Source organism: Mesorhizobium sp. B2-3-15 (assembly GCF_006442875.1).
GTDB lineage: Bacteria > Pseudomonadota > Alphaproteobacteria > Rhizobiales > Rhizobiaceae > Mesorhizobium > Mesorhizobium australicum.
Genome location: NZ_VFVO01000001.1, coordinates 1 through 22436 on the forward strand (window position 1 = coordinate 1; position 22436 = coordinate 22436).

The 22436-nt window shown below is 63.6% G+C and carries 21 protein-coding genes; 8 read left to right on the top strand and 13 right to left on the bottom strand.

What is annotated here, in order from left to right; genetic code table 11:
• From FJ954_RS00005 to FJ954_RS00025, 5 genes are all read right to left on the bottom strand, one after another.
• Positions 1 to 718 (bottom strand): UTP--glucose-1-phosphate uridylyltransferase (locus tag FJ954_RS00005; RefSeq protein WP_140660017.1); only part of this gene is annotated, 718 nt, incomplete at its 3' end.
• Between the two features lie 74 nt (positions 719 to 792).
• Positions 793 to 1761, bottom strand: coding sequence for a glycosyltransferase family 2 protein (locus FJ954_RS00010; protein WP_140660018.1), 969 nt, complete (start codon positions 1759 to 1761; stop codon positions 793 to 795).
• The gene (locus FJ954_RS00015; RefSeq protein WP_140660019.1) at positions 1751 to 2701 is read right to left on the bottom strand and encodes a glycosyltransferase family 2 protein; all 951 of its coding nucleotides are present in this window, start codon (positions 2699 to 2701) and stop codon (positions 1751 to 1753) included. The genes FJ954_RS00010 and FJ954_RS00015 overlap by 11 nt, the downstream gene beginning before the upstream one ends.
• Positions 2701 to 3690, bottom strand: a complete 990-nt coding sequence (locus FJ954_RS00020; protein WP_140660020.1) for a glycosyltransferase family 2 protein — start codon at positions 3688 to 3690, stop codon at positions 2701 to 2703. Before FJ954_RS00020 ends, FJ954_RS00015 begins: the two co-directional genes overlap by 1 nt.
• A gap of 15 nt (positions 3691 to 3705) precedes the next feature.
• Positions 3706 to 4878, bottom strand: coding sequence for a glycosyltransferase family 4 protein (locus FJ954_RS00025; RefSeq protein WP_140660021.1), 1173 nt, complete (start codon positions 4876 to 4878; stop codon positions 3706 to 3708).
• A 185-nt stretch (positions 4879 to 5063) separates the two neighbouring features.
• On the opposite strand from FJ954_RS00025, the gene FJ954_RS00030 reads away from it, so the two are divergent.
• Positions 5064 to 6560 carry a lipopolysaccharide biosynthesis protein gene (locus tag FJ954_RS00030; protein ID WP_140660022.1) on the top strand — a complete coding sequence of 499 codons (1497 nt, stop codon included), beginning with the start codon at positions 5064 to 5066 and terminating at the stop codon, positions 6558 to 6560.
• Between the two features lie 54 nt (positions 6561 to 6614).
• On the top strand, positions 6615 to 7637 hold the full coding sequence (locus tag FJ954_RS00035; RefSeq protein ID WP_140660023.1) for a phosphoribosyltransferase family protein: 1023 nt from the start codon (positions 6615 to 6617) through the stop codon (positions 7635 to 7637).
• Between the two features lie 27 nt (positions 7638 to 7664).
• On the opposite strand, the gene FJ954_RS00040 is transcribed toward FJ954_RS00035, so the two are convergent.
• The 8 genes from FJ954_RS00040 to FJ954_RS00075 all read right to left on the bottom strand — a co-directional run bounded on the left by FJ954_RS00040 (position 7665) and on the right by FJ954_RS00075 (position 16091).
• On the bottom strand, positions 7665 to 8744 hold the full coding sequence (locus tag FJ954_RS00040) for a glycosyltransferase (RefSeq protein WP_140660024.1): 1080 nt from the start codon (positions 8742 to 8744) through the stop codon (positions 7665 to 7667).
• A 67-nt stretch (positions 8745 to 8811) separates the two neighbouring features.
• Entirely contained in the window at positions 8812 to 9261 is a 450-nt protein-coding gene (locus FJ954_RS00045; protein WP_140660025.1) for a hypothetical protein, read from the bottom strand.
• 22 nt (positions 9262 to 9283) lie between these two features.
• The gene (locus FJ954_RS00050; protein WP_140660026.1) at positions 9284 to 10726 is read right to left on the bottom strand and encodes a GMC family oxidoreductase; all 1443 of its coding nucleotides are present in this window, start codon (positions 10724 to 10726) and stop codon (positions 9284 to 9286) included.
• Between the two features lie 65 nt (positions 10727 to 10791).
• Positions 10792 to 12123 (bottom strand): UDP-glucose/GDP-mannose dehydrogenase family protein, encoded by a 1332-nt coding sequence (locus tag FJ954_RS00055; RefSeq protein ID WP_015314220.1) that lies wholly within the window; start codon positions 12121 to 12123, stop codon positions 10792 to 10794.
• A 50-nt stretch (positions 12124 to 12173) separates the two neighbouring features.
• Positions 12174 to 13040: a family 16 glycosylhydrolase gene (locus FJ954_RS00060; RefSeq protein WP_140660490.1), complete on the bottom strand. Its 867-nt coding sequence runs from the start codon at positions 13038 to 13040 to the stop codon at positions 12174 to 12176.
• Between the two features lie 143 nt (positions 13041 to 13183).
• On the bottom strand, positions 13184 to 13582 hold the full coding sequence (locus tag FJ954_RS00065) for a hypothetical protein (protein ID WP_140660027.1): 399 nt from the start codon (positions 13580 to 13582) through the stop codon (positions 13184 to 13186).
• Positions 13583 to 13873: 291 nt separating this feature from the next.
• Positions 13874 to 14896 carry a glycosyltransferase family 2 protein gene (locus FJ954_RS00070; protein ID WP_015314223.1) on the bottom strand — a complete coding sequence of 341 codons (1023 nt, stop codon included), beginning with the start codon at positions 14894 to 14896 and terminating at the stop codon, positions 13874 to 13876.
• A gap of 64 nt (positions 14897 to 14960) precedes the next feature.
• Positions 14961 to 16091 (bottom strand): nucleotidyltransferase family protein, encoded by a 1131-nt coding sequence (locus tag FJ954_RS00075; RefSeq protein ID WP_140614938.1) that lies wholly within the window; start codon positions 16089 to 16091, stop codon positions 14961 to 14963.
• 507 nt (positions 16092 to 16598) lie between these two features.
• Here FJ954_RS00075 and FJ954_RS00080 point away from each other — a divergent pair.
• The 6 genes from FJ954_RS00080 (at position 16599) to FJ954_RS00105 (ending at position 22418) form a co-directional block, all read left to right on the top strand.
• Complete coding sequence (locus tag FJ954_RS00080) at positions 16599 to 16751, top strand: lasso peptide (RefSeq protein WP_015314225.1); 153 nt, start codon at positions 16599 to 16601, stop codon at positions 16749 to 16751.
• Between the two features lie 135 nt (positions 16752 to 16886).
• A complete protein-coding gene (locus FJ954_RS00085; protein ID WP_015314226.1) occupies positions 16887 to 17186 on the top strand; it encodes a PqqD family protein in 300 nt (99 codons plus the stop codon).
• Positions 17187 to 17295: 109 nt separating this feature from the next.
• Positions 17296 to 17688, top strand: a complete 393-nt coding sequence (locus tag FJ954_RS00090; RefSeq protein ID WP_224584338.1) for a lasso peptide biosynthesis B2 protein — start codon at positions 17296 to 17298, stop codon at positions 17686 to 17688.
• Positions 17685 to 19607 (top strand): lasso peptide isopeptide bond-forming cyclase, encoded by a 1923-nt coding sequence (locus FJ954_RS00095; RefSeq protein ID WP_140660029.1) that lies wholly within the window; start codon positions 17685 to 17687, stop codon positions 19605 to 19607. The genes FJ954_RS00090 and FJ954_RS00095 overlap by 4 nt, the downstream gene beginning before the upstream one ends.
• Positions 19604 to 20581, top strand: coding sequence for a serine kinase (locus FJ954_RS00100; RefSeq protein ID WP_140660030.1), 978 nt, complete (start codon positions 19604 to 19606; stop codon positions 20579 to 20581). The genes FJ954_RS00095 and FJ954_RS00100 overlap by 4 nt, the downstream gene beginning before the upstream one ends.
• A complete protein-coding gene (locus FJ954_RS00105) occupies positions 20574 to 22418 on the top strand; it encodes an ABC transporter ATP-binding protein (RefSeq protein ID WP_140660031.1) in 1845 nt (614 codons plus the stop codon). Before FJ954_RS00100 ends, FJ954_RS00105 begins: the two co-directional genes overlap by 8 nt.
• Positions 22419 to 22436 lie beyond the last annotated feature (18 nt).

A 22436-nucleotide genomic window follows, 5' to 3' on the forward strand; every position in this document is an offset into this window, starting at 1 on the left:
GCGACAGGCTAACATTGTCGTCGGTCAGCTGGATCTCGTTGCCGGCGCCGCGCTGCTGGTTGCCCAGAAGCTGGAAGATTTCGGGCTGCAGGATATAACGGCCGTTGATGTAGAAGTTCGACGGCGCATTGGCCGGCGCCGGCTTTTCGACCATGGCCGTCACCTCGAAACCGCCGCCAATGTCGGCGCCACGGCCGACAATGCCATATTTGTTGGTCTCGGTGGGATCGCAACGCTCGACGGCGATGACGTTGCCGCCGGTCTGCGCATAGAGGTCGGTGATCTCGGCCAGGCATCCGCGCCCGCCGAAGGAGACCATGTCAGGCAAAAGCAGGGCAAAGGGCTCGTTGCCGATGACCTCGCGGGCGCACCAGACGGCATGGCCGAGGCCTTGCGGCGACTGCTGGCGGATGAAGGAGGTGGCGCCGGCCACCGGCAGCATGCTTTCGAGCGCCTCCAGCTGAGTCTTCTTGCCAGTTTGCTCCAGGGTTCCGATCAATTCCGGATGCAGGTCGAAATAGTCCTCTATGACCGCCTTGTTGCGGCCGGTGACGAAGACGATGTGCTCGATGCCGGCCTCGAAGGCCTCGTCCACCGCATATTGCACGACGGGCCTGTCGACGACGGGAAGCATTTCCTTCGGCATCGACTTGGTCGCCGGCAGGAACCGTGTTCCAAGCCCCGCCACTGGTATCACGGCCTTCCTGATTTTCTTCATCGCAAATTCCTTCTGAGGAGATCGACTACAGTCCATTCACAGGCCACGAAAAATCCCTCCATGTGCCTGCATCTTCACCTCCCCGCCCCGACGGCAAACTGTGCCGCTACTCTTCGCAACCGCACGGCGATCGGCATGCCCATATGCCTGACCGCCGCCGGGTCGCTGAGCGCCGTCCGAATCGCCTTGAGCGGGGACCGCGCCTTGATGTGCTGGACCATCGCCAGGAACGAGGCCGCCTTGCGCAGGCTGCGGCCGCGCCGGGCGAATGCCGCCTGCGCGGCCGCGTCCATCGAATGGGTTTGAGCGAAAATCTCGTCGGCCTTGCGCATCGCCTCGACATGATGAGGCTCGAGCACGCGCGAGATGGAGCCGCTGCGGATATGATAGGCATAACCGATTTCAGGCTCGACCACGCATCTGCCGCCCATGGCGAGGGCTTCGGCAAACAGGATGTAGTCCTCGCCGATCCTCAGCTTCTCGTCATAGCGAAGCCGGTTTTCGTCGAGGAACCGGCGCAGGAAGATCGGCTTGAGATAGCCAAGATTGAACTTCGATTCGAAGACGACGTTGCCGGCGATGTAGGTGGCCAGCGAAATCTCGCGCAGGCCTTCCAGATACTGGCGCGGGAACATCGCGTCCTCGACCACGCCGTCCTCACGGACGACCTGGAGATTGTCGACGGCGATCTCGGCGCCCGCCTTTTCGGCGCGGCCGATCATGGCGGCGACGCGTCCGGGAAAGACGGCGTCGTCGGCATCGAGAACCGCTATCCACCTGCCGCGGGCGGCGTCGAGCCCGGCATTCCTGGCCCCTCCGGGGCCCCTGTTCTTTTCCAGCGCCACGACACGCACGACATGCTCGGGATAGGCCCTCGCCACATCAAGCGTGGCATCACGCGACTTGTCGTCGACGACGATGATCTCGAGGCTGACGCCCTTCTGGGCGATGGCGCTGGCGACCGCCCTATCAAGGGTTGCCTCGGCATTGTAGGCGGCGATCACAAAGGAAACATCGGGCACGGACGAAATGTCAGGCTGCACGCTTGCCTCCTTCCCCTGGTGAAGGCTGGCCATAGAGGCGCAGTTCGCGGACACCGACAAGACCGCTGACAACGCCGACATGCATGATGCCGCGCAACACGCTGCGGTTCCTGCGTACCGGACTGGCTGCAACCGGAAGTGCTGCGGCGAAGCAAAAAGCGGCCTTTGCCGCGGCAAGGCCGGCCTGCTTTACTCGCGCGATGCCGCTGGCGCCGCGGCCCAGGAGATGGCCGTGAGTCTGGCCAACCCGGAAGCGGCGGCGGCTGAGCCAGTCGAATGCGGCCCTGGCCCTCGGCACCGCCTCGTCCACCCATGCCTCCGGCGCAAAGGTGATCCGGCCGCCTGCCTTGTGCATCTGGTCGAAGAATTCGGTGTCCTCGCCGCCGGTCTGGCCGCGCGCCAGGCTGAAGCGGCGGCCGCGCAAGCTGTCGGATGCCCTGCGCAGCAGGACGTTGCAGGTGTAGCCGGTGCGGATTTCGCCGTGCACGCGGACCGGCAAGGTGGAATGGAAATCGCCGCGGCGCATCCATTCCGGCGCATCCGGACGATAGAGCGCGCGCACCGGGCCGAGAACCGCGGCGGCGCCGCTTTTTTCGGCCGTTGCCACCAGTTCGGCGAGCCAGTGGGCCGTAGCGGTCTCGTCGTCGTCGATGAAGGCCAGGAAATCGGCCTCGCTGGCCTCGAGACAAGCGTTGCGAGCGATCGAGATGTTGCGGGCCGGGCAATGCCGGTAGCGGACCGGCAACTTCAATTCCTGCGACAGCACCGTCACCAGGTCCCTGGCGCTCGGCGTGTCGTCATTGTCGGCGACGATGACGCCGACCTCGAAGCCGTCAGGCATGGCCAGGGCGGCGAGCGAGCGCAGCGTGTCGGCCAGTTCCGGCCGCCGGAATGTGCACACGCCGATGTCGATGCTGCGATGCTTGACCTCAACCGCCATCACACCGCCCTCCGCCGCGTGCCGAGGCCGAGAAGCTGCAGCCAGAAGCCGACGGACCAGCCGAAATGCATGACCATCGCCGAGACGCCGGCAAGCGCGATATCGGCATTGCGCTGGCTGATGGCCGCCACCAGGCCGTAGCCCAGGCAAACCGCCACCCACAGCACCAGAGGCAGCGCCGCGATCCAGTGCAGGAAGGAGAAGGCCGCCAGCAGAACCACCGGGAAGACCGCCAGCGGCACCATCTGCCTGACCTTCGGGATCACACGATGTTTCAGCACATTCTTGGCGCGGCCGCGGCCATAGCCGAGATACTGGACATAAAGGCCGCGCAGCGAGGTCCGCGGATAATAGACCATCTGCGTCCTGCCGCTCATCCAGATCCTGTAGCCTGCCCGCCTCAGCCGATAGTCGAGTTCCGCATCCTCATTGTGACTGAACGTCTCGTCATAGCCGCCAACGGCCTGGAAGGCCGATATCCGCATCAGTGCGTGATGGCCGTGGTCGACCCACTCCCCGGCGGAGAGATGGCGATGCTTGGAGCCGCCGGTGCCGAGCTTGGAGTTCTGCGCCGCCGCCGCCGCTTTCTGCACCGTGCCGCTGCCGCTGGTCAGCATCGACACCACGACCGAATCCGCGCCGGTCGCCAACGCCTCCTCGACCAGTCGGTCGCAATAGTCGTCGGGATAGCCGCCATGGGCGTCGATGCGGATAAGATAGTGCGCACCCTCGCCAAATTTGGCCACCGCCAGGTTGATCGCGGCGCTCTGGATGCGCTTTTCGTTGTGAAGCAGGATGACGCGAGGATCGTTCCTCTGGCGCTCGCCGACAATGGCCAGCGTGCCGTCGGTGCTGCCGCCATCGGCAACGACGATCCGCGCGCCGAGCCGTTCCGCCGCCGGGCAAAGCTGGTCGAGCAGCGCGCCGATATGAGTCGCCTCGTCGAGACACGGGATCACGATCAGAGTGGAGGCAAGCGCTTGCGTCATCGGGCGATCTCCATCCTATGCCAGGGCCTCGGTCGCGAGCGGCCCGCGCACAGTGGTCAGGCGGCGCAGTTTTTCGACTAGGGCGCCGCAGTCGCTGCGATCGTAGCTCCACATCCTCGGATTGTGGGCCAGCACGCGCGCCTTCAGCCTGCCGAAGCGGTGCTGTTCCATCCCGCCAAGCGCGGTTTCGAGCGCTTCGGGCGTGGCCTGCGGCAGCAAAACGCCGATATCGCGCTGCCGCAGGAACCGCCCGGTCTCGGTGTTGTCCATCGAGATCGGCACCGCGCCGAAGCGGCAGCCTTCATAAAGGCGGTTGGGCAGCAGCCATTCGGAGTTCTGTCCCTCCTCGAAGAAATCGATCGCCCAGGAGAAATGGACGTCGTGATAGATCGCCGCCATGTCCTCCGGGTTGCGATACGGCCCGCGAAACGACATGTAAGGTTCGGCATCGACGAAGGCATGGAAATCCGGGAACTCGGAAAGTGCCGGACGGCCGCGCAAGACGATTTCGAACCGGCCTTCCATGTGACGCGTGAAACCGGCCAGCAGTTCGAGCGAACGGCGGCACCGGAGCGCCCCGAACCAGCCGATCCGCCACGGCGGGGCGAGAGGTCCTTCCACCGCCTCGCGCTCGGCCGGCAGAATCGCCGCCGCCTCGAAATATTTGTTCTCGACCAGTTCAACCGGCGCCGCGACCTGGCGGAAAGGCTTGAAATAATTGGCGATGAAGGCGGGCGAACTGGTCACCAGCAGCCGCACATCCCGCGCCAGATGACGCTCGGTGGCGCGCAGCGCCTTACCCAGGACATCGTCGCGAAGCACCAGGCGGTGAATGTCGAGACATTCATAGACGATCGGGACAGCGGCGCCGAAAGCCGACCGGGCGCGGCGGGCCAGCGCCAGCATCTCCAGGTTACGCGCGATGATGATGTCGGGCTTCGGCACGTCCCTGAGCTTCGAACCTATCGAAACCGCTGTTTTTGCCACCGCCACCAGGCGCTGGGCGAATCGCCCGTCGCGCGTCGCGCCAAGGTCGATTGGCCGCAAGCCTTCGATGTCGGCAATCGGAGTGGCGGCGCGGCGGAAGCCCGCCAGGGTAACCCGGGCGCCACCTGTCCTGAGCATCGTGATCCGCCGGCGAACCGCCGGGTCGGAAACATCATGTACCAGGTACAAGACATGCAGCATGAAAACTCGACCGCTGTTTGACCCACCCAGGGGAAGCCTAGTACAGCTCTTGCTGCATCGCAACATTTTTGGCGCACCGTTCCACGTTTTCTGTTGCACTGCAAAATTATTGCCGTAGTTTGTGGTCGGCGGCGGTTGTGGATTTCGGGGCTCCGAAATCCGCGCAAAGATCAGGAATCCTGAATTTGGAAGCCAATCCATTCGATCCGCCGGAAGGCTCACTGCGCAAATCGGTCGGCCGCGGTGCCGTCGTGACCGCAATGGCGCAATCGGTGCGGGTCGCTACGCAGATCATTTCCGTCATCGTGCTGTCGCGACTCCTGTCGCCGCAGGATTTCGGCGTCGTGGCCATGTGCGCTCCTGTGCTCGCCTTCATCGCCCTGTTCCAGGATTTCGGCCTGACCCAGGCGACCATCCAGAAATCGGGCATCCGGCATGAGGAGGTGAACTACCTCTTCTGGATCAATGTCGCCGTCAGCGCGGTCCTCGCCTGCGTGCTCGCGGGCGCGGCACCCCTGGTCGCCGCGTTCTATGGCGAGCCGCGCGTCGCCGGTCTGGTGGCGGCACTGGGATTGCAGATCCTTGCTTATGGCCTGGGAGCCCAGCATCTGGCGCTGCTGACGCGTCGCATGCAGTTCGGCCGCCTGGCAATCATCGACGTCGCCGGGGCCGTCGCGGGTCTGGCCGTCTCGATCGCCTGGACTTTCATCGACCGTTCCTACTGGGCGCTGTTTGCAGGCACGCTGACCGGCGCGGTGCTGCCGACGCTGTGCTACTGGGCCAGTTCGCGCTGGCGCCCAGGCATGCCGCGCAAGGTCGTCGGGATCAGCGAGCTGATCAATTTCGGTGCCGGGATCACCGGTTTCAATTTCGCCAATTTCTTCGCCCGCAATCTCGACAACGTGTTGATCGGCAAATACTGGGGCGAGGCCCAGCTCGGACTCTACGACCGCGCCTACAAGCTGCTCCTGTTCCCGCTCAGCCAGATCACCAATCCGCTGTCGAAGGTGATGGTGCCGGCGCTGTCGCGACTGAAGGACGAGCCGGACCGCTATCGCAGCGCCTATTTGCGCGTGATGCCGCTGATCCTTCTGGTGGCGCTGCCCGGCGTCGCTTTCGCCACCGCGATGTCGGATGTGCTGATCCCCTTCGTGCTCGGCGAGCAGTGGCGCGCCAGCGCCTCGATCTTCCTGGCGCTCGGCTTTGCCGGCCTGCTGCAGCCGCTCAACAATCCGGCTGGTTGGCTTTTCGTCAGCCAGGGCCGGTCCGGCGACTTCATGCGCTGGGGCATCATCACGGCGGTGACCTCGGTGCTTGCCTTCGCGCTCGGCCTGCCCTACGGCGCGCTCGGCGTGGCGGTCGCCTATGCGGTCAGCGAGTATCTGCGCACGCCCTTCCTATGGCTCTATGTCGGCAAGAGCGGACCGCTGCGAGCCAGCCATGTGCTGCGCACGGCAGCGCCGTTCGTGATTGGCGCGCATCTGGCGCTTGGGGCGGTCTGGCTGGTCAAGCCGATGCTGCCGCAGCAGCATGTCGTCGCCTTGGCAAGCGGCGTCATCCTGGCCTACGCGATCACCATCGTCGTCGCGCTGACCTTCGCCGCCGGGCGCGAAGCCTTGCGGGAGGCCTTGAAAATGCTGCCGGCAAGGGCGCCGGCGGCGACGCCGCGCGAGGCGCAATAATTTCGGCGCCTTTGTCGTCTATTCCATATCCCACCCGAGCATCAGGCCTGATCCATGCACTACCGATCGATCTCCGACATGAACGACGCCATCGTGAGCAACCTTCACCGGCTGCCACGCGACATCGACTTGGTGGTCGGCGTGCCCAGAAGCGGCGTGCTGGCGGCGACGCTGGTCAGCCTTGCGGCCAACATTCCGATGACCGACCTGGACTCCTTCCTCGAAGGCAGGGTCTACACGTCAGGCATCACCAAGCGCCGCGCGGCCCTGGACCGCAAGGTTTCGGACATGCGCAAGGTGCTGGTGATCGACGACAGCATCGCCGGCGGCAATGCGATGCGCGACGCCCGTGCCCGCATCAAGAGCGGCGGTATCGAGGCTGACTACACCTTCGCCGCCGTCTTCGGCCTGGAGCCGGAGCATCAGGAGACCGATCTGGTGTTCGAGGTCGTGCCGCATCCGCGCATGTTCCAGTGGAACTTCATGCATCATAAATTCCTGGCGCGATGCTGTGTCGATATAGACGGGGTGCTGTGTCTCGATCCGACCGAGGCCGAGAACGACGACGGGCCGGCCTATGAAAAATTCCTCAGCGAGGCGCGGCCGCTTCATGCCGTGACCCACAAGATCGGCTGGCTGGTCACCAGCCGGCTCGAGAAATACCGTGCGTTGACGGAGGCGTGGCTCGCCAAGCACGAGATCAAGTACGACAAGCTGATCATGCTCGATCTGCCGAGCAAGGCGGAGCGCCAGCGGCTTGGCGCGCATGGCAGTTTCAAGGCCGATTTCTATCGCAAATCCGACGCCATCCTGTTCATCGAAAGCGAACATGCCCAGGCGCTGAGGATTGCCAAACTATCGGGGAAACCGGTCCTGTGCGTCGAAACGCACATGGTCAGTTTTCCCGATGCGCTGTCGCTGCCAGCACTTGGCCAAGCCGCGCGAAACCTGCCGGCGAGGCTGCGCCAGGTCAACTCGCAGGAGGGCCGCAAGAGCGCCGCCAAGACCATTGCCCGCGCCCTGCTCGGTGCACGCGGCTATGAAACGCTGAAGAACAGGGTCAAGCGCCCAGCCTGATGCAGAACCGATCGCGTCGCTGCTTGGCTACGCGGCCTGGCGTGCGCGCTGCTGCACCGCCCTGTCCAGTATCGAGAAGAAGGTGCCGAACTGACGGTCGGGGTCGAGTTCCGGCCGGCCAGCGAAGCCGCGCGCGAGGGCCGAGACCCGCTGATATTCCTTGTTGTCGTTCCACAAGAGCCTGACGGCCGCGACCCAGTCGGCGAGCGGGGCATCATAGTCGAGCACCGTGCCGCCAGGGCCGACCGCTTCCGGCAGGCCACCGCGGCGCGAACCGACGACCGGAATGCCGCTGCAATGGGCCTCCGAGGCAACCCGCCCCCAGGCCTCTTCCCATTTGCTGGGCGCCAGCAGGATCCGGGTGCGGCCATAGACCGTCTTCATGTCACTGGTGCGGTTCTCCAGCGTGACATTGCCGAGCGGCGTGATCGTCTGTTCGATGCGTGCCCGGTGATCGTCCGCCAGCTTCCAGCTTTCGACGAACAGGAACGGGATTTCGGGGCACGCGGCGGCGATCCGCACCGCAAGCTCGAAGCCCTTTTCCTCATAAGGGTTGATCAGGGTGACGAACTGGCCTGAGGTCGGCGTGCTGTAGTGGGCCGGATTGATGGTCGGAGGGATCACCGCCGCCTCGATGCCGAACTCCCTGGCGTAGGTACGCGCGGTGAATTCGGAATTGGCGATGTAGAGCGCCGAGCGCAGGTCGCGCAGGTCGCCCCCAAGCTCGTGAAACTCGACGTTGCGGAGGTAGACGACCAGCGGCACGCCCTTGGCCTGCAACGCCTTGCCGAGTGGAACCGACTTGTGACACTGGACCACCGCCACATCCGGCTTGACCCTGTTGACGGCGAAGGCCGCCGCCTCCCAGGGAAACCACGCCCGGATCACCGGGTAGCCGGGAAAACTGTCGACGACCGCCGGCTGGCGCAAAAGCTTCATCTTGGCACGCGCCTTGAAGCCGAAGACACCATCGCCAAACAGCGCGGCGAGCACCGCGGCCTCATGCCCATGCTCGATCAACTGCTCGGCCAGATGATGAGTGCTCGACTGGACGCCGCCGCTGAACTCCGGTGGGTAGCCATTGCCGCCTGCAAAGAGAACTTTCATGGTCCTGGCTCCTCGTCTATCGCGTTTCAATGCCCACGGCCGATGAACGGCAGCGTCAAGTGCAGCCTCACGCAGTCTTTAGCGGATCAAGCGTCGCGAACGGATTTGTGCATGGCTGCCATCCGGTGAACCGGATGGGATCACTAGGCGAACTGCGCGAGGCGTAGTCCGTCAACATGTGAAATTCGGCCACGACCCAGCGGTCGAAATGCCGGAGGTCGCGCTGCTTCCGCTTTGGCAACAACTTGCGTGCCTGGCCGAGCTTCACCGTCTCGAGCAAAGTGACGGCGTCGCCCAGTTTTTCGCTGGGAAACAGCCACGGATTGCGGTTGCGGAACTCCAGCACGAACTGCTGCAGGTGCTCGATGCGCATGTTCAACCCGCCGAGATATTTTTCGAGCGTGACGCGAACCAGGTCCTCGTCCGAAAACGAAGACACCGCCGCGAAGGTCACGCCAGTCGATGCAACTCCACCAGCCATGATGGCCAAGACCGAGCGCCGTGAGATTTCCATCATCGGTTACCTCCTTCCCTTCCCGTCACGCCATCCGGCTCGCCGCGCGCAGGGACAAAGCTGCCGCGGTCAGGCTCGGGTTGGCGCAGGAGCAGCTTGGATAGGTGCTGGTGCCGACGACGACCAAGTTTCTCAACCGGTGATGGATCATGTTGCTGTCGATCACCGAATCGGCCGGGCCGGTGCCCATCCGCAACGTGCCCTGGACATGCGATTCCGTTGGGCGGATGCCGCGGTCGAAGAGCCGTTCGACAGGCAACGGGGCAAGCAGTCCGGGCAATTTGTCCAGCGCCCGGGCCATGCCTTTGACGGCATAGTCCGACGGCGCCTTGAAGGAGACGAAGGCGTTGTCAGCCTCGTCGAGGGTGACGAAATTCTCGTGATCGAGCAGGTTCTCGGTGACCACGACCAGCGGCAGCGCCTGGCGCAGCCGGCCCTTCTCTGCGCGCATCCCGTGCTGCCAGCGGTTCTCGAAATAAACGAGGGCCGCCGCGTGCTCGGACCGGTGCGGACCGTCATAGAGGCCGAAATTCAGGCCGGTGGTGATGGTGCTGCCGTCGAAATTGTCGACGCCGTCGAGATAGACCTCGAAATTCCAGCCATAGGATTCATGCAGGCCGCGCCCGACGAATTCATCGCCCAGGCCCGAGCGCAGCATGATCGCCGCGCTCTGGATGGCATTGGCGCCGAGAACGAAGAGGCCGCCGCTTACCTGATATTCCCTGCCCTCATGCACGAAGGCGACCGAACGGACCGTGCCGCCGACATGGTCGAGCCGCCGCACTTCGGAGCCGAGGCAGACCGAAACGTCGGGATGCTCGAAGACATGCATCAGGCCGTTATTGGCGGTGAACTTGGCATCGACCGGGCACAGCCAGCAGCGCAGATTGGCGCAGCAGGAGCTGCGTTGCGCGGTCGGCACGCGCGCCCGTGCGGTCGGCATGACGAAATGCTGGTCGGGCTGGGCCGCCTTCATCATCCTGTCCGGCGTCGACATGCGATGCGGTGGCTGCGGAAAGGGCTTCGAGCGCGGCAGCATCGCCGCCATGTCGGGATCGCCGGAGATCGACATGATGTCTTCGGCGTCGCAATAGAACGGCTCGACATCGTCGTAGCTGATCGGCCAGTCATTGCCGACGCCGTAGGTGCTTTTCAGCCTGAAATCATTGGGGTGGAATCTTGGCGTCTGCGCGAACCAGCAATTGGTCCCGCCACCCAGCCCGATCGTGTAATTCCACGGCTTGTCGGAATTGGTGCTGTAGGTCGTCTCGTCGTCTATGTCGGTGTTGACGTTCTGGTCAAGCTGCCATTCATGCGTGTTGTGGCGACCCCACTCCAGAACCAGGATGCGCGCCTTACGCCGCCTGGCGAATTCATGCAGGAAGAAAGCCGAACCGAAGCCGGAACCGATCGCGACAACATCGAAATGATCTTTGGTGACTTGCTCGGGCTTTACGTCCAGCACCATCAGCTACAATTCCTTCTACGCCGGGCGTTTGGCCCGATCCTGCTTTCGGCTCTCCGCGCCCGATCTCATGCCGCCATTCTGCCGATCGAGTGATATTCGATGCCGTGGCGCGCCACGACCTTGGGATCGTAAAGGTTGCGGCCATCGAAGATGACCGGCGTGGTCAGCGCATCCTTCAGCGCATCGAAGGACGGTGCGCGAAAACTCTTCCATTCGGTGGCGATCAGCAGCGCATCGGCGCCGCGCAGGGCCGCCTCCTTGGTGCCGCACAACAGCAGGTCGTCGCGCAGCCCGTAGATGGCCTGGCATTCCTGCATGGCCTCGGGATCATAGGCCTGCACGGCCGCGCCGGCGTTCCAGAGCGCCTCCATCAGCACGCGCGCGGGCGCCTCGCGCATGTCGTCGGTGTTGGGCTTGAAGGCCAGGCCCCACAGCGCGAAGGTCTTGCCCTTGAGGTTACCCTTGAAATAGCGGTGCACCTTGTCGAACAGAACGGATTTCTGATCATTGTTGCGCTCCTCGACGGCGCGCAGCAGCTTGGCGTCGTACTTGACGCCCTCGGCGGTCTTGATCAGGGCGCGGACGTCCTTGGGAAAGCACGAGCCGCCATAGCCGAGACCCGGATAGATGAAGTGGTAGCCGATGCGCGGGTCGCTGCCGATGCCCTGGCGCACTTCCTCGATGTCGGCGCCGAGTTGCTCGGCGAGATTGGCCATCTCGTTCATGAAGCTGATCTTGGTCGCCAGCATGCAATTGGCGGCGTATTTCGTGAATTCGGCGCTGCGCACGTCCATCACGATCATCTTCTCGTGGTTGCGGTTGAAGGGCGCATAAAGTTCGCGCATCACCGCCTCGGTCTCCTCGCTCGACGTGCCGACGATGATGCGGTCGGGCTTCATGCAGTCGGCGACCGCGGAGCCCTCCTTGAGGAATTCGGGATTGGAGGCGACGTCGAAGCTCAGATCCTCGCGGCCCCGCTTCTTCAGCGTCTCGGCGATCCTGGCCTTCACCTTTTCGCAGGTGCCGACCGGCACGGTCGACTTGCCGACGACGATCTTGGCGGTATCCATCTCGCGGCCGATGGTCTCGGCGACCGCCAGCACATATTTGAGGTCGGCCGAACCATCTTCGCCGGGCGGCGTGCCGACCGCGATCATCTGGATTTCGCCGTGCCTGACGGCTGCCGCCGCATCGGTGGTGAACTTGATGCGGCCGGCGGCGTGATTCTCCCTGACGATGGTTTCAAGACCCGGCTCGAAGATCGGAACGAGGCCCTGATTGAGCCGCTCCACCTTGTTTGCGTCGATATCGACGCAAACAACCTGGTGGCCAACCTCGGCAAGCACCGCCGCCTGCACCAAGCCGACATAGCCAATTCCAAACACCGTCAAGTTCATTCGGTTTCATTCCCATCCAGGGCAGCGGACCGCTTCTCGGCCCTGCCGGTTCAATTCGTCTTTCCCAGCTCTTTTACACTACACACCAGCGATTCCGGAAATTGGCAGGGCTGACCCAGCGCGGTGAACGCGACCCGCTCGACCTGCAGCGAAAGCTTGCGGCCCGGGTCCGCAAACGCTCCCATCCAGCCCTTCATGGTGTCGCTACCCCAAAGGCTGAAGAAGATCTTCTGCGCATGGCTGGGCAGCTTCGCGGGATCGGTGATGGTGTTCACCAGCTGGCCGTTGAGATACCAGCGCAGGCTATCTTTCTCCCAGACGAAGGCATAGTCGTTGAAGGCACTGTCGGTGCCGCCCGGCACGTCGACCAGCTTCTCGTTCTTGCCCTTGCCGGCGATATAGGCGTTGACCTGCACCTTGGAGGTGTCCTTGGTCAGGATCTCGAAGTCGATCTCGTCCCAGGGCTGCTTGTCGGATGGGCCGATATAGGAGAAGAACGCCGCGTTGAGGCCAGGGCCTGTGTCAGTCTTCATCCGCGCCTCATAGGTACCATAGCCGAAACGCTGCTTGGTCTGGATCTCGCCGCAGGCAAACTCGCGATCCTTGGTCTTCTGCTTCGCGAATCCGAGCGAAAGAACGCCATCGGAAAGCTTGACCAAGCCTTTCGACCAGGTGCAATTCTGATGGCTGCCGTTCGTCCAGCCGTCTGAAACGTACCAGCGCTCGTGGTCGAAATTCTTGAAATCGTCGACGAAAGAGGGCGCGGACTGGATATCCTGCGCATGAGACGGGGTTGCCGGCAGGCTGCCAAGAGCGACCAGCAGCAAAGCGACAGCCAGACCAGACCGCCGCCAGGAAAGCAGGGCTGAAGGGGCGTCGATTGCTGTCGTGGACATGGTCTTTGGATCCGAATTCATGAGTGACTCACCTTTGCGCTGTGTCCCCAACCCAAAGTCGACGTTCGAACCGCTTCCAAACGGGCCAACCTTGACCTTTTCAATCACCCTCCCGACGTCCAGCCTTGCATCACCTTCGCCGTAACGGTCCCGCGCCGCCGCCTTCAATTTCGGCCGGCTCCCGCCTGCCTGGCGGGGTCGACCGCCGCCGGATCGGTGCTCGTATTCTCGTCGAAGACCACGTCCAGCGAATGACGGAGCTCGCGCATCCTACCGCCCTGGCGCGACAGCGCAGCGATGCGGCGCTCGCTGTTCAGGATCGACTGCGTCAACGCGCTGACTTCGGACGAGCGGCGATCGGAGGCGGAGCCGTTTTCCATGGCTTCGACCAGAAAGGCCGCGTTGGTCGCCTCCTTGCGGTAGCGGCTCTCCAAGCCGGTTTTCTCCGCCTCGATCTCGGCGGCGATCTGCTCGAACAGCTTCGCCAGCCGGTCCAGGCGCGCAACGTCGGTCTGCCTGTCGCGGGCCGGATCCCTTGATCTGAAGCCGAATATCGAGGCCATGAACTTAAATTCCCGTCATCGCCGGCTTCCTGGACCGGCTTTCAGGCCAGGCCACTGGCCGATCCCCGCAACCGGGGCTGAAAACTCGTAACCGCGTCGCCCAACTCCTCTGACGAAGAGAGACTTCGCACCAGTCCGATCGGGGGCCAGTTCGGCTGGTCGTTTAATTTGTTGCACCGCAGCATAGACTGCCATCCCCAGAGCCGCGAGGCAACCACCCAATTCGTAAACTCATAAATCCGATGGAAATGGTTGCGTGGCGGCCTCGCGGTCGGCAGGTAACACCGCGCCTTACCGTCCTTTGCCGGTACTGGTTCCAGCCATCAGGAAACGGAGCGGCGGCACGTGCTTGTTCCTGGAGACCAGGCCAACACTGCGAAACAGCGCCTCGATCTTGTCGGACGCCACGCCCTGGACGATGGGGACGAGGTTGGATTGGCTTGCGAAGGCGTAGGCCGCGGCAGAAGCCAGGCCCCGCTCGGCCTTCACGTCGAGGAAATTGCGCAGCCGGTATTTGTCGCGCACATGCCGCTCGTGCCGCCGCAGCACTGCTTTCGACCCTTCCGGCAGGCTGTCGATCGCCAGCAGCGCCAGATCGGCATCGGCCAGCCGCTTCAGATCCTGCGTCTTGTGGCGGCCGCTGAGTGAATCGGCGCGGACGATGGCGCCGTAGCCGCAGGAACGGATGACCTTGAACCGTGCCCCGTGGGCGACCGCTCGCGCGTAAAGCTCGTAGTCCTCGCCTAGCCGCAGGCTCTCGTCGTAGCGCAACCCGTGGCGGTCGAGAAAGGCACGGCTGATCACCGGCTTCAAGAAGCCGAGTTCGCCTCTTTGGACGCGGCGCCTGGAGATGTTGCCTTCCACGAATCCTTCGAAATCGAGGAATTCCGGATCGGCGGCAAAATCCGGGGCGACGATTTTGGTTGCATCGCCAGCCGCGTCATCCCTGATGAGCATGATGTTGTCGGCGGCGAAATCCCAATCGGCGCCGACAAACAGGTTGCGAAACCGGCCCTCGAGGAAGAAATCGTCGGCGTCCAGAATGCTGATGAACGGGGCTCGTGAACCGGCGATCGCCGCATTGCGGGCAAAAGAAGGGCCGCGATTGACGTCGAGGCGCATCACCGCAAGCCGGCCGCTGCCATCGTCGGCGGAGCGTGCGACCTCGGCCGTATTGTCCGTGGAGCCATCGTCGACGACGACGACCTCCCCGACTTCCGGTTCGCGCAACGCGGACGCGATGGCGACGGCGATCGTTCGCGCCGCGTTTTTGGCCGCGATGATCACGCAGACTTGAGATTTCGTCATCGACATGGAATTGCCTCTTGCACAGGTTCCGATCTGCCCTCGCCCTGTACGCGTTCGATATCCGCCGCCTTCACGGGCCGGCTGGCCGTTCGAAGATGCGGCGGCTGATGTCCGCCGACGCCGCCCAACCGGCCTCGGAAAGGTAACGGACCGGAGCCCGGCCGCACAATTCCCACAACACCGTGCGTCGCTGCGGCCAGCGCAGCGACGACAGCCATGGCGCGATGACCATGTTGAGCAGGTCTTCATTGCCGATGCGCGACAGGATCGGCTTGGCCCGCTCCGACAGAAGCGTGCCGGTGCCGCCGAGCAGCACATCGGCGGAACGCAGGCCGAGCAGCAGCGTGTCCTCCAGCCCCTGGCTCACCGCCGCATCGAGCACACGCTGCTGATCGGCGTGGCCGAGACGGCTGGCGCTGGCCCTGATATCGCAGACGTAGCCGGCGCAAGGCTCCCGGTTGAACAGTGCCTTGGCGACGCTGATGCAGGCCAGCATCAGCGTGTCGGCAGCCGACGTGAACGGGACTTCGGCGCCGGTGATCTCGACCAGTCGCTTTCGCCGCAGGAACCCGTCGGCATCGCGCGGACTGGGCGAGCCGGGCTGCTGAAGCCGGTAATGAAGGTCGACAGTGGATGATTTCGACCCATTGCCACGGATCATGTGCTGTTCGCCGAGGAAGCGGACCCACCAGACCGAACGCGACTTGCCCGATACTTCGTAGCCAATCGAGCGTAACGCTTCGCGTGCCTTCAAGAACCCGGCAGGCGAAACCAGAATATCGATATCGCCCGAGGGTTTCATGAAATGATCGTCGTAAAGCAGATGCTGCTGGAACGGCCCTTTCAGGAACACAAAATCAATCCGCCTGTCGAGCAGCGCCTCGTGAATGGCGATCGAATCCATCAGGCAGGCGGCGTTCATCGACACCGTCCTCCTGCGATAGGTTTCGAGCCACTGGAACAGTTCGGCCGGCCTCTCATGCGCCGGCGTACGCGACAGCGCCTTCAAGACGAAGGTACCGACCTTGTTCAACCTGGCGATATCAGTGACGACAGCGTCGGAAAGGCCCGGCGTCCACGTTTCACCGGCCGAGGCGGCCGGCCCCGCGAAATACAACCGTAAGCAGGCCCGCACATAAGCGATCTCGTCGGCGCAGTCGGTGGCGCGCAGTCTTTCATAGGAGCTTTCCGGCAAGGCCATTGAGCGCACAGTCTCCAAAAAGCGGTTTGCGCGAAGCGTATGCTGCAGCTGCTAAGCAAAGCATCGTCAAAAACGGCGGCGCCGTAAAGCCTTTCCTTTCGCAGTGCGAAATTTTACAACCATAGCGTTTGCCGGCTTCGCGGAAGGGGATGAGATGTATGGAGAAATTCCCACCCTAGCGCAGCGCTTCGGCCGGGCCATCGATGGGATCAGCTGAAAGTTGAGTATCTTTCGGCGTTGTCCAATGGCAATGGCCAAGCATTGGCTTCCTCTTGTTTATGCAAAATCAATGGTTTACGGAATCTCCTGTGACGAGGGGCAATCACACCCGGCTTCATCTCGAAAGAGGTGGATTTCTTACACGCGGGGTGACGTCCGCAACCCATAATTGATTAACGACCGGTAAATCAGGCTTGACTCATAAATGTTGCTGTGCAGCTATTGCGATGCAGCATGAAAGTGCTGACGGCAATCGACAGGCCGTTTCCAGTCCTTATGGAGAGTAAAATGGAACAGAATGTTGAAAAGCATGAGTACGAAACGCCAAACCTGACAGTACATGGTTCAATCGAAACCATTACCCAAGGCGGTGGTGGCAGCACGGCAATCGACGCGTCGTTTCCCGCGCACACCCCGATTGGCGACCTGACGTTCTCCTGAGACCAGCCTGATTCTGGAGGAATGACGTTGGGCCTCCGGGATCGAAGACAATGAAATGGAGCCGGGGATGAAAATCCCCGACTTTCCATTGAACCTGATGACGCGTAGACCGTGTGTTGCAAACGAGGTTTTAGGATGAACTGGAACCCATCCGAGCACGATTGCGTAAAGGCCACCAAGGACGCCGTTGCTTGCGAATTCGGCGATGGCCTCGCGCTTCTCAACCTGAAGTCCAATATCTATTACAGCCTCAACGGTGTCGGCGCCTTCATCTGGGAATTGATCCAGGAACCCAAGCCGATCGCGGACATCCGCAGCGCCGTCCTCGCTCGCTACAATGTCGACGCCGAACGCTGCAAGGCCGACGTCGACGCATTGCTGAAAGGCCTGGCGGAAAACGGGCTTGCGAGGCTTGAGCATGAGGCACTCGTCTAGGCAGGTGTCGCAGAAGGCCATGGTTGCGCGGCAAAGAGCTGTGACGCAGAGAAATCCCCGGCCGATGAAGCAGCGGCCTGACAGGCGCGGCCTGGCCAGGATCTTGTCCTTGAGCGGCTCGGAAGCGCTTTTCCTGTGCCGGTGCCTGCTGGTGGTCACGACCGTCCGGCTCGGGCTGACATTGTTCTCCTACAACCGCGTCCGCGGGATGGTGACGCGGCTCAACGCGCACCAGTGTGCCAGCATGGGCGAGTTGCGGCTTGTCGCCTGGGGGGTTGCGGCCGCCGCACGGTTCGTTCCGGGCGCCACCTGCCTGACCCAGGCGCTGTCGGGCCAATACCTCCTCGCGCGCCAGGGCAATGCGTCGAACATCCGCATCGGCATCGAGCGCGGCACGGGCGAGCAATTGAAGGCGCATGCCTGGCTGGTCAGCGATGACCACATCGTGCTTGGCGGATCCGTCGATGGTTTCGCCCACCTGATCGACCACGGCAGCCGATGAGCGGCGTAGCCGGAATCCTGCTGCGACAAGGCCCCGCGCCGACTGAAGCGGCGAGCGACATCCAGCAGATGCTGGCGCGCATGCGCCATCGTGGTCCCGACGGAACCTCGTGGTGGCAGGACAGCGGCGTCGCGCTTGGCCATGCCTGGCTCAACACCACCGACGAAGCCGGCCCCGGCCCACTGACCATGGCCGGCGGCAAGCTGGCCATCACCGCCGATTGCCGGCTCGATAACCGCGACGAGCTGCTCGCAAGGCTCGGCATCAGGGACAACTCAGTCGCCGATGCGGCGTTGCTGATGCGGGCCTATCTGCGCTGGGGTGAAACGTGCCCCGTGCATCTGCAAGGCGACTTCGCCTTTGCCATCTGGGATGCCGAGCGGCAGCTTTTGTTTTGCGCGCGAGACCATTTCGGGGTCAAGCCTTTCTACTACCACGCAGCGGAACGCCGCTTTGCCTTTGCCTCCGAGATCGGGCCAATGCTCGGCCTCGACGGGGTCGGTGCGCGCCTCAGCGAGCACCGGATTTCGGGGTTCCTGGCCGGGCTGCCCGATGACCCGCAGTCCACGCCCTACAGCGACATCTTCGCCCTGCCGGCGCGTCACAGCCTCACCGTCACCGCGCAACGTCTGGTGCTGCGCCGGTACTGGCAGATCGAACCATCGCAGCGAGCACCGCGGCCTGATGCCGCGGAGGAATTCGCCCATCTGTTCGCGCAATCGGTCCGCAACCGCATGCGAGGAAGTCCGTCGATCGGCGCGATGCTGAGCGGCGGCCTCGATTCATCCTCGATCACCTGCGTGGCGGGAGTGCAAAATGCGGCCGAGCGCAAGCCGAGGCTACCGACCTTCTCGCTCGTGTTCGAAAAGGGTTCCTCGATGGACGAGCGCCCATTCATCGATGCCGTGCTCGATCAGCGGAAAGCCGATCCGACATTCATCCCAGTCGGCAATTATGCACCCTTCGCTGAATTCGAACGGGTGCTGGAGGAACAGGAAGGCACGTTCCTGGCGCCGGGCCTGACGCTGACCCGCGGGATCTATCGAACGGCCGGCGCCAAGGGCATCAAGGTCCTGCTCGACGGCCATGGCGGCGACGAGGTCGTTTCACAGGGACATGGCCATCTGCACGAGCTTGCCAATGGCGGCAGGTGGCTGGACCTTTGGCGCGAGGTCCGCAGCGCCTCCAACACCTATGGCGACAGCACGCTCGGCCTCTATTTCCAGTTCCTGACCATCTACGGGCCGGCCTGGCGCATCGCCAGGCTGAGACAGCTGGGGAACCGAGCCTTGAACAGGATGCGCAGGCCTGCCCGATCGAAGCGTGGCCGCAGCTGGCGCGACCTGATCAATCCGGACCTTGCCAGGCGAACCGAGCTCATCGACCGGTTCCATCGGGCTGGCTACATGCCGCCCGGCGTCCAAGCCAGCGACGCGCTCAGCCACCGCTGGATCCTGTCCAACGGCTATGTTCCGCACTCTTTCGAAGTTTTGGACAAGGCCGCCGCCAATTTCGGCATCGAGCCGCGGTATCCCTTCTGGGACAAGCCGCTGGTGGAATTCTGCCTGGGGCTGCCGGGCGAGGAGAAGCTCCGTCATGGGTTTGGCCGCTACGTGCTGCGCCGGGCCATGGAAGGCATCCTGCCGGCGGCGGTACAGTGGCGGCGCGACAAGATCGATTTCACCGCCAATCTGGTCAACGGCATGGTGCGCAACCATCGCGACCTGCTGGAGCAGTTGCTGGTCGGCGATGCGGGTCGCATCGCACCCTATGTCAACCTGCCGGAAGTAAACGCCGCCTATGCGCGGCTGCTGCGCCAGCCGGACCAGGCGGCACCGCTCGATGTCCAGTATGTCTGGCGCTCGGCGTCGCTGTCGCTGTGGCTGCGGCAGGTCCAGCATGGCGGGAGCCCCGCATGATGTCTCGCCATGAGCCGTTCGCCGGCGACCTCGACCGTCTTCCCAACCGCGACAGGACAGCGGGAGAACGAAGTTACTACCGCGCCTACGGCCTGCTCATCGCGTCCGACGTGTGGCTGCCCGAACTGGAGCCGGCGGACCCGGCAACGGCCGACATCGAGATCGTCATCGGCCCGATCGATATGCCCAAGCCTTCGGCGAAGGCAGCGACCGTCTTCCGTTTCGAGCCTGGCCGGCAGTATCTGGCCTGGGAGGCCGTCGGCGCATTCCTGATCAGCGACGCCCGCCGCATCGATGTCCAGCCGGCGCCCGGCGTCGACGACGCCTTGCTTGCCTTCCCGTTGCTGGGGCCAGTGCTGGCGCTGCTGCTGCACCAGCGCGGCCTGCTGGTGCTGCATGCCAGCGCCATCGCGGTGGCCGGCAGGGGCGCCATCTTCATGGGCGACAAGGGCGCCGGCAAGTCGACGACGGCAAGCGCCCTGATCCGGGCCGGACACGACCTGCTCACCGACGACGTCGTGGCGCTCGATCTCACCAACCCGGACGAACCGATGATCGTTCCGGGATTTCCGCAGATCAAGCTTGCCGCCGACGCCGCGGCGGCAATCTCGCTTGGGCAAGCGCAAGTGCGACCGCAAGTGCATCCGGCAATCGAGAAGATGCAGCATCGCCTGCACGGCGCCTTCTCCGGCAACAGGGTGCCGGCGGCCAGGATTTACATCCTCGAGCGCGGCGAAGGGGCGGGGATCACCCTCCTGCCTCAAATCGCCGCCTTGCCAGCTATCATCAAATTCTCCTACGTGACGCGGTTTGGCCGCGCGGCGCTCTCCGGCGATTTCGCGGCGATGCATCTTCGCCACTGTTCAGCGATCGCTAACCATGTCGGCGTGTGCCGGCTGGACGTTCCGACGGGCATCGACAGGATCGGCGAGGCTGTGGCGCTGATCGAAAAGGAATTGGCTGGAGATGCCTAGGTCATCGGTCTTCAGCCTGTCGCTGTTTCGCGATGTCGCGGCATTCGGCGCGGTCATTGCCCGGATCGGCGGACGACGAACCTGGACGGCGCTGCTGTTCCTGATCCTCGGCAGCCTGACGGAAGGCGTTTCCATCCTGCTGCTGGTGCCGTTGCTGCACCTGGTCGGCCGTGCCGACCAGGATTTCGCGGTAAGGCTGCCCAATATCGAGTTCGTGCGCTGGCTGGTGCCCGGCGGAACGCTGCAGCTGACGACGGTGCTTTGCGCGCTGGTCGGGCTTGTTGCCGTGCAAGCAGCCTTCAACCGCTTCAAGTCGGTGTACATGGCAAGGCTGCTCTTCGATTTCATCAACCGCTTGCGCATGAACCTGTTCGAGAGCATCGGCAAGGCGCGCTGGGGCGTGTTCACGCGCATGCGCGGCTCCGATCTCGACCATGCCCTGACCGGCGACATAGACCGCGTCCAGGGGGCGGCTTTTGCCCTGCTGATGCTGGTGCAGATCGCCGTGCTGCTGGCGGGCTATCTGGTGATTTCCATGTTCATTTCGCCGGTCATGACGGCCTTTGCCGTCGTCATCGGCATCGTGATGTTCATAGCGCTGCAGCCATTTCGCTCGCGAGCCACCGCCTTCGGCCGGATCCTGACGACCAATCGCCAGGACCAGTACCGCACGGTCTCGGAATTTCTCGGCGGCATCAAGGTGGCCAAGAGCCTGAACGTCGAGGCCAGCTATTTCGCGCAGCTGCGGGTCACGCTCGAAAAGATGAAGGCCGACAATATCGCCTATGTCCGCAACTCTTCGATCGGCACCGCCGTGTTCCAGGTGGCGAGCGTCGTGGGCTTGAGCGTCTTCATCTATGTGGCGTTGGTCCGCTTCCACCTGTCGCTGGCCGAGATCGTCGTGCTGCTCCTGGTCTTCATGCGCATCGCGCCGCGCTTCATGGACATGCAGACGCAGGCCCAGCAGGTGCTGATCAACCTGCCCGCCTATACGGCAATGCGCAACCTGCAGGCGCGTTTCGACGCCGAACGGGAGCCTGGCCACGTCGAATCCACGGATCACCGCAAGCTGACCCTCGATACGGGGCTGAACATTCGCGACGTCTCCTTTGTCTATGACGACGGCGCCGGCAAGGCAGTGGTGAGCGACATCACCTTCGGCCTTCCGGCCGGCAAGGTCACGGCGCTCATCGGCCCGTCCGGGTCAGGCAAGAGCACGATCGCCGACATGCTGCTCGGGCTGCTCGAGCCGACCACCGGCAAGATCCTCGTCGACGGCGTCGAGCTCGATGCCGGCAATCGCCGCCGCTGGCGCGATCAGGTGGCCTATGTGCCGCAGGACGTGTTCCTGCTGCATGACACGATTGCGGCGAACCTGCGCCTTGCCGCGCCCCAGGCCAGCGAGGACGACTTGTGGAAGGCACTGCGCGCCGCTCACGCCGGCGATTTCGTGGACCGACTGGACCTGAGGCTGAATACCGTGGTCGGCGACCGCGGCGTGCGCCTCTCGGGTGGCGAGCGCCAGCGCATCGCGCTGGCACGCGCGTTGCTGCGCAAGCCGTCACTGCTCATCCTGGACGAGGCGACAAGCGCGCTCGACTGGCAGAACCAGTCGCTTATCGCCCGGTCGATCGACGGCCTGCGCGGCGCAATGACGATCCTGACCATCGCGCACCGGCCGTCGATGATCGCCTTCGCCGACTGGGTGGTGGCGATGGAGGATGGTCGTGTGGTGGAGGTCGGGCAATATCAGCGGTTGAAGGCGAAGCCGGGGAGCCGGCTATCCCGGATGCTGTCGGGAGAACAGTCGGAGACCGAACCCGCTGATGTGGCCTGAGGACGATGATGTCCCCGT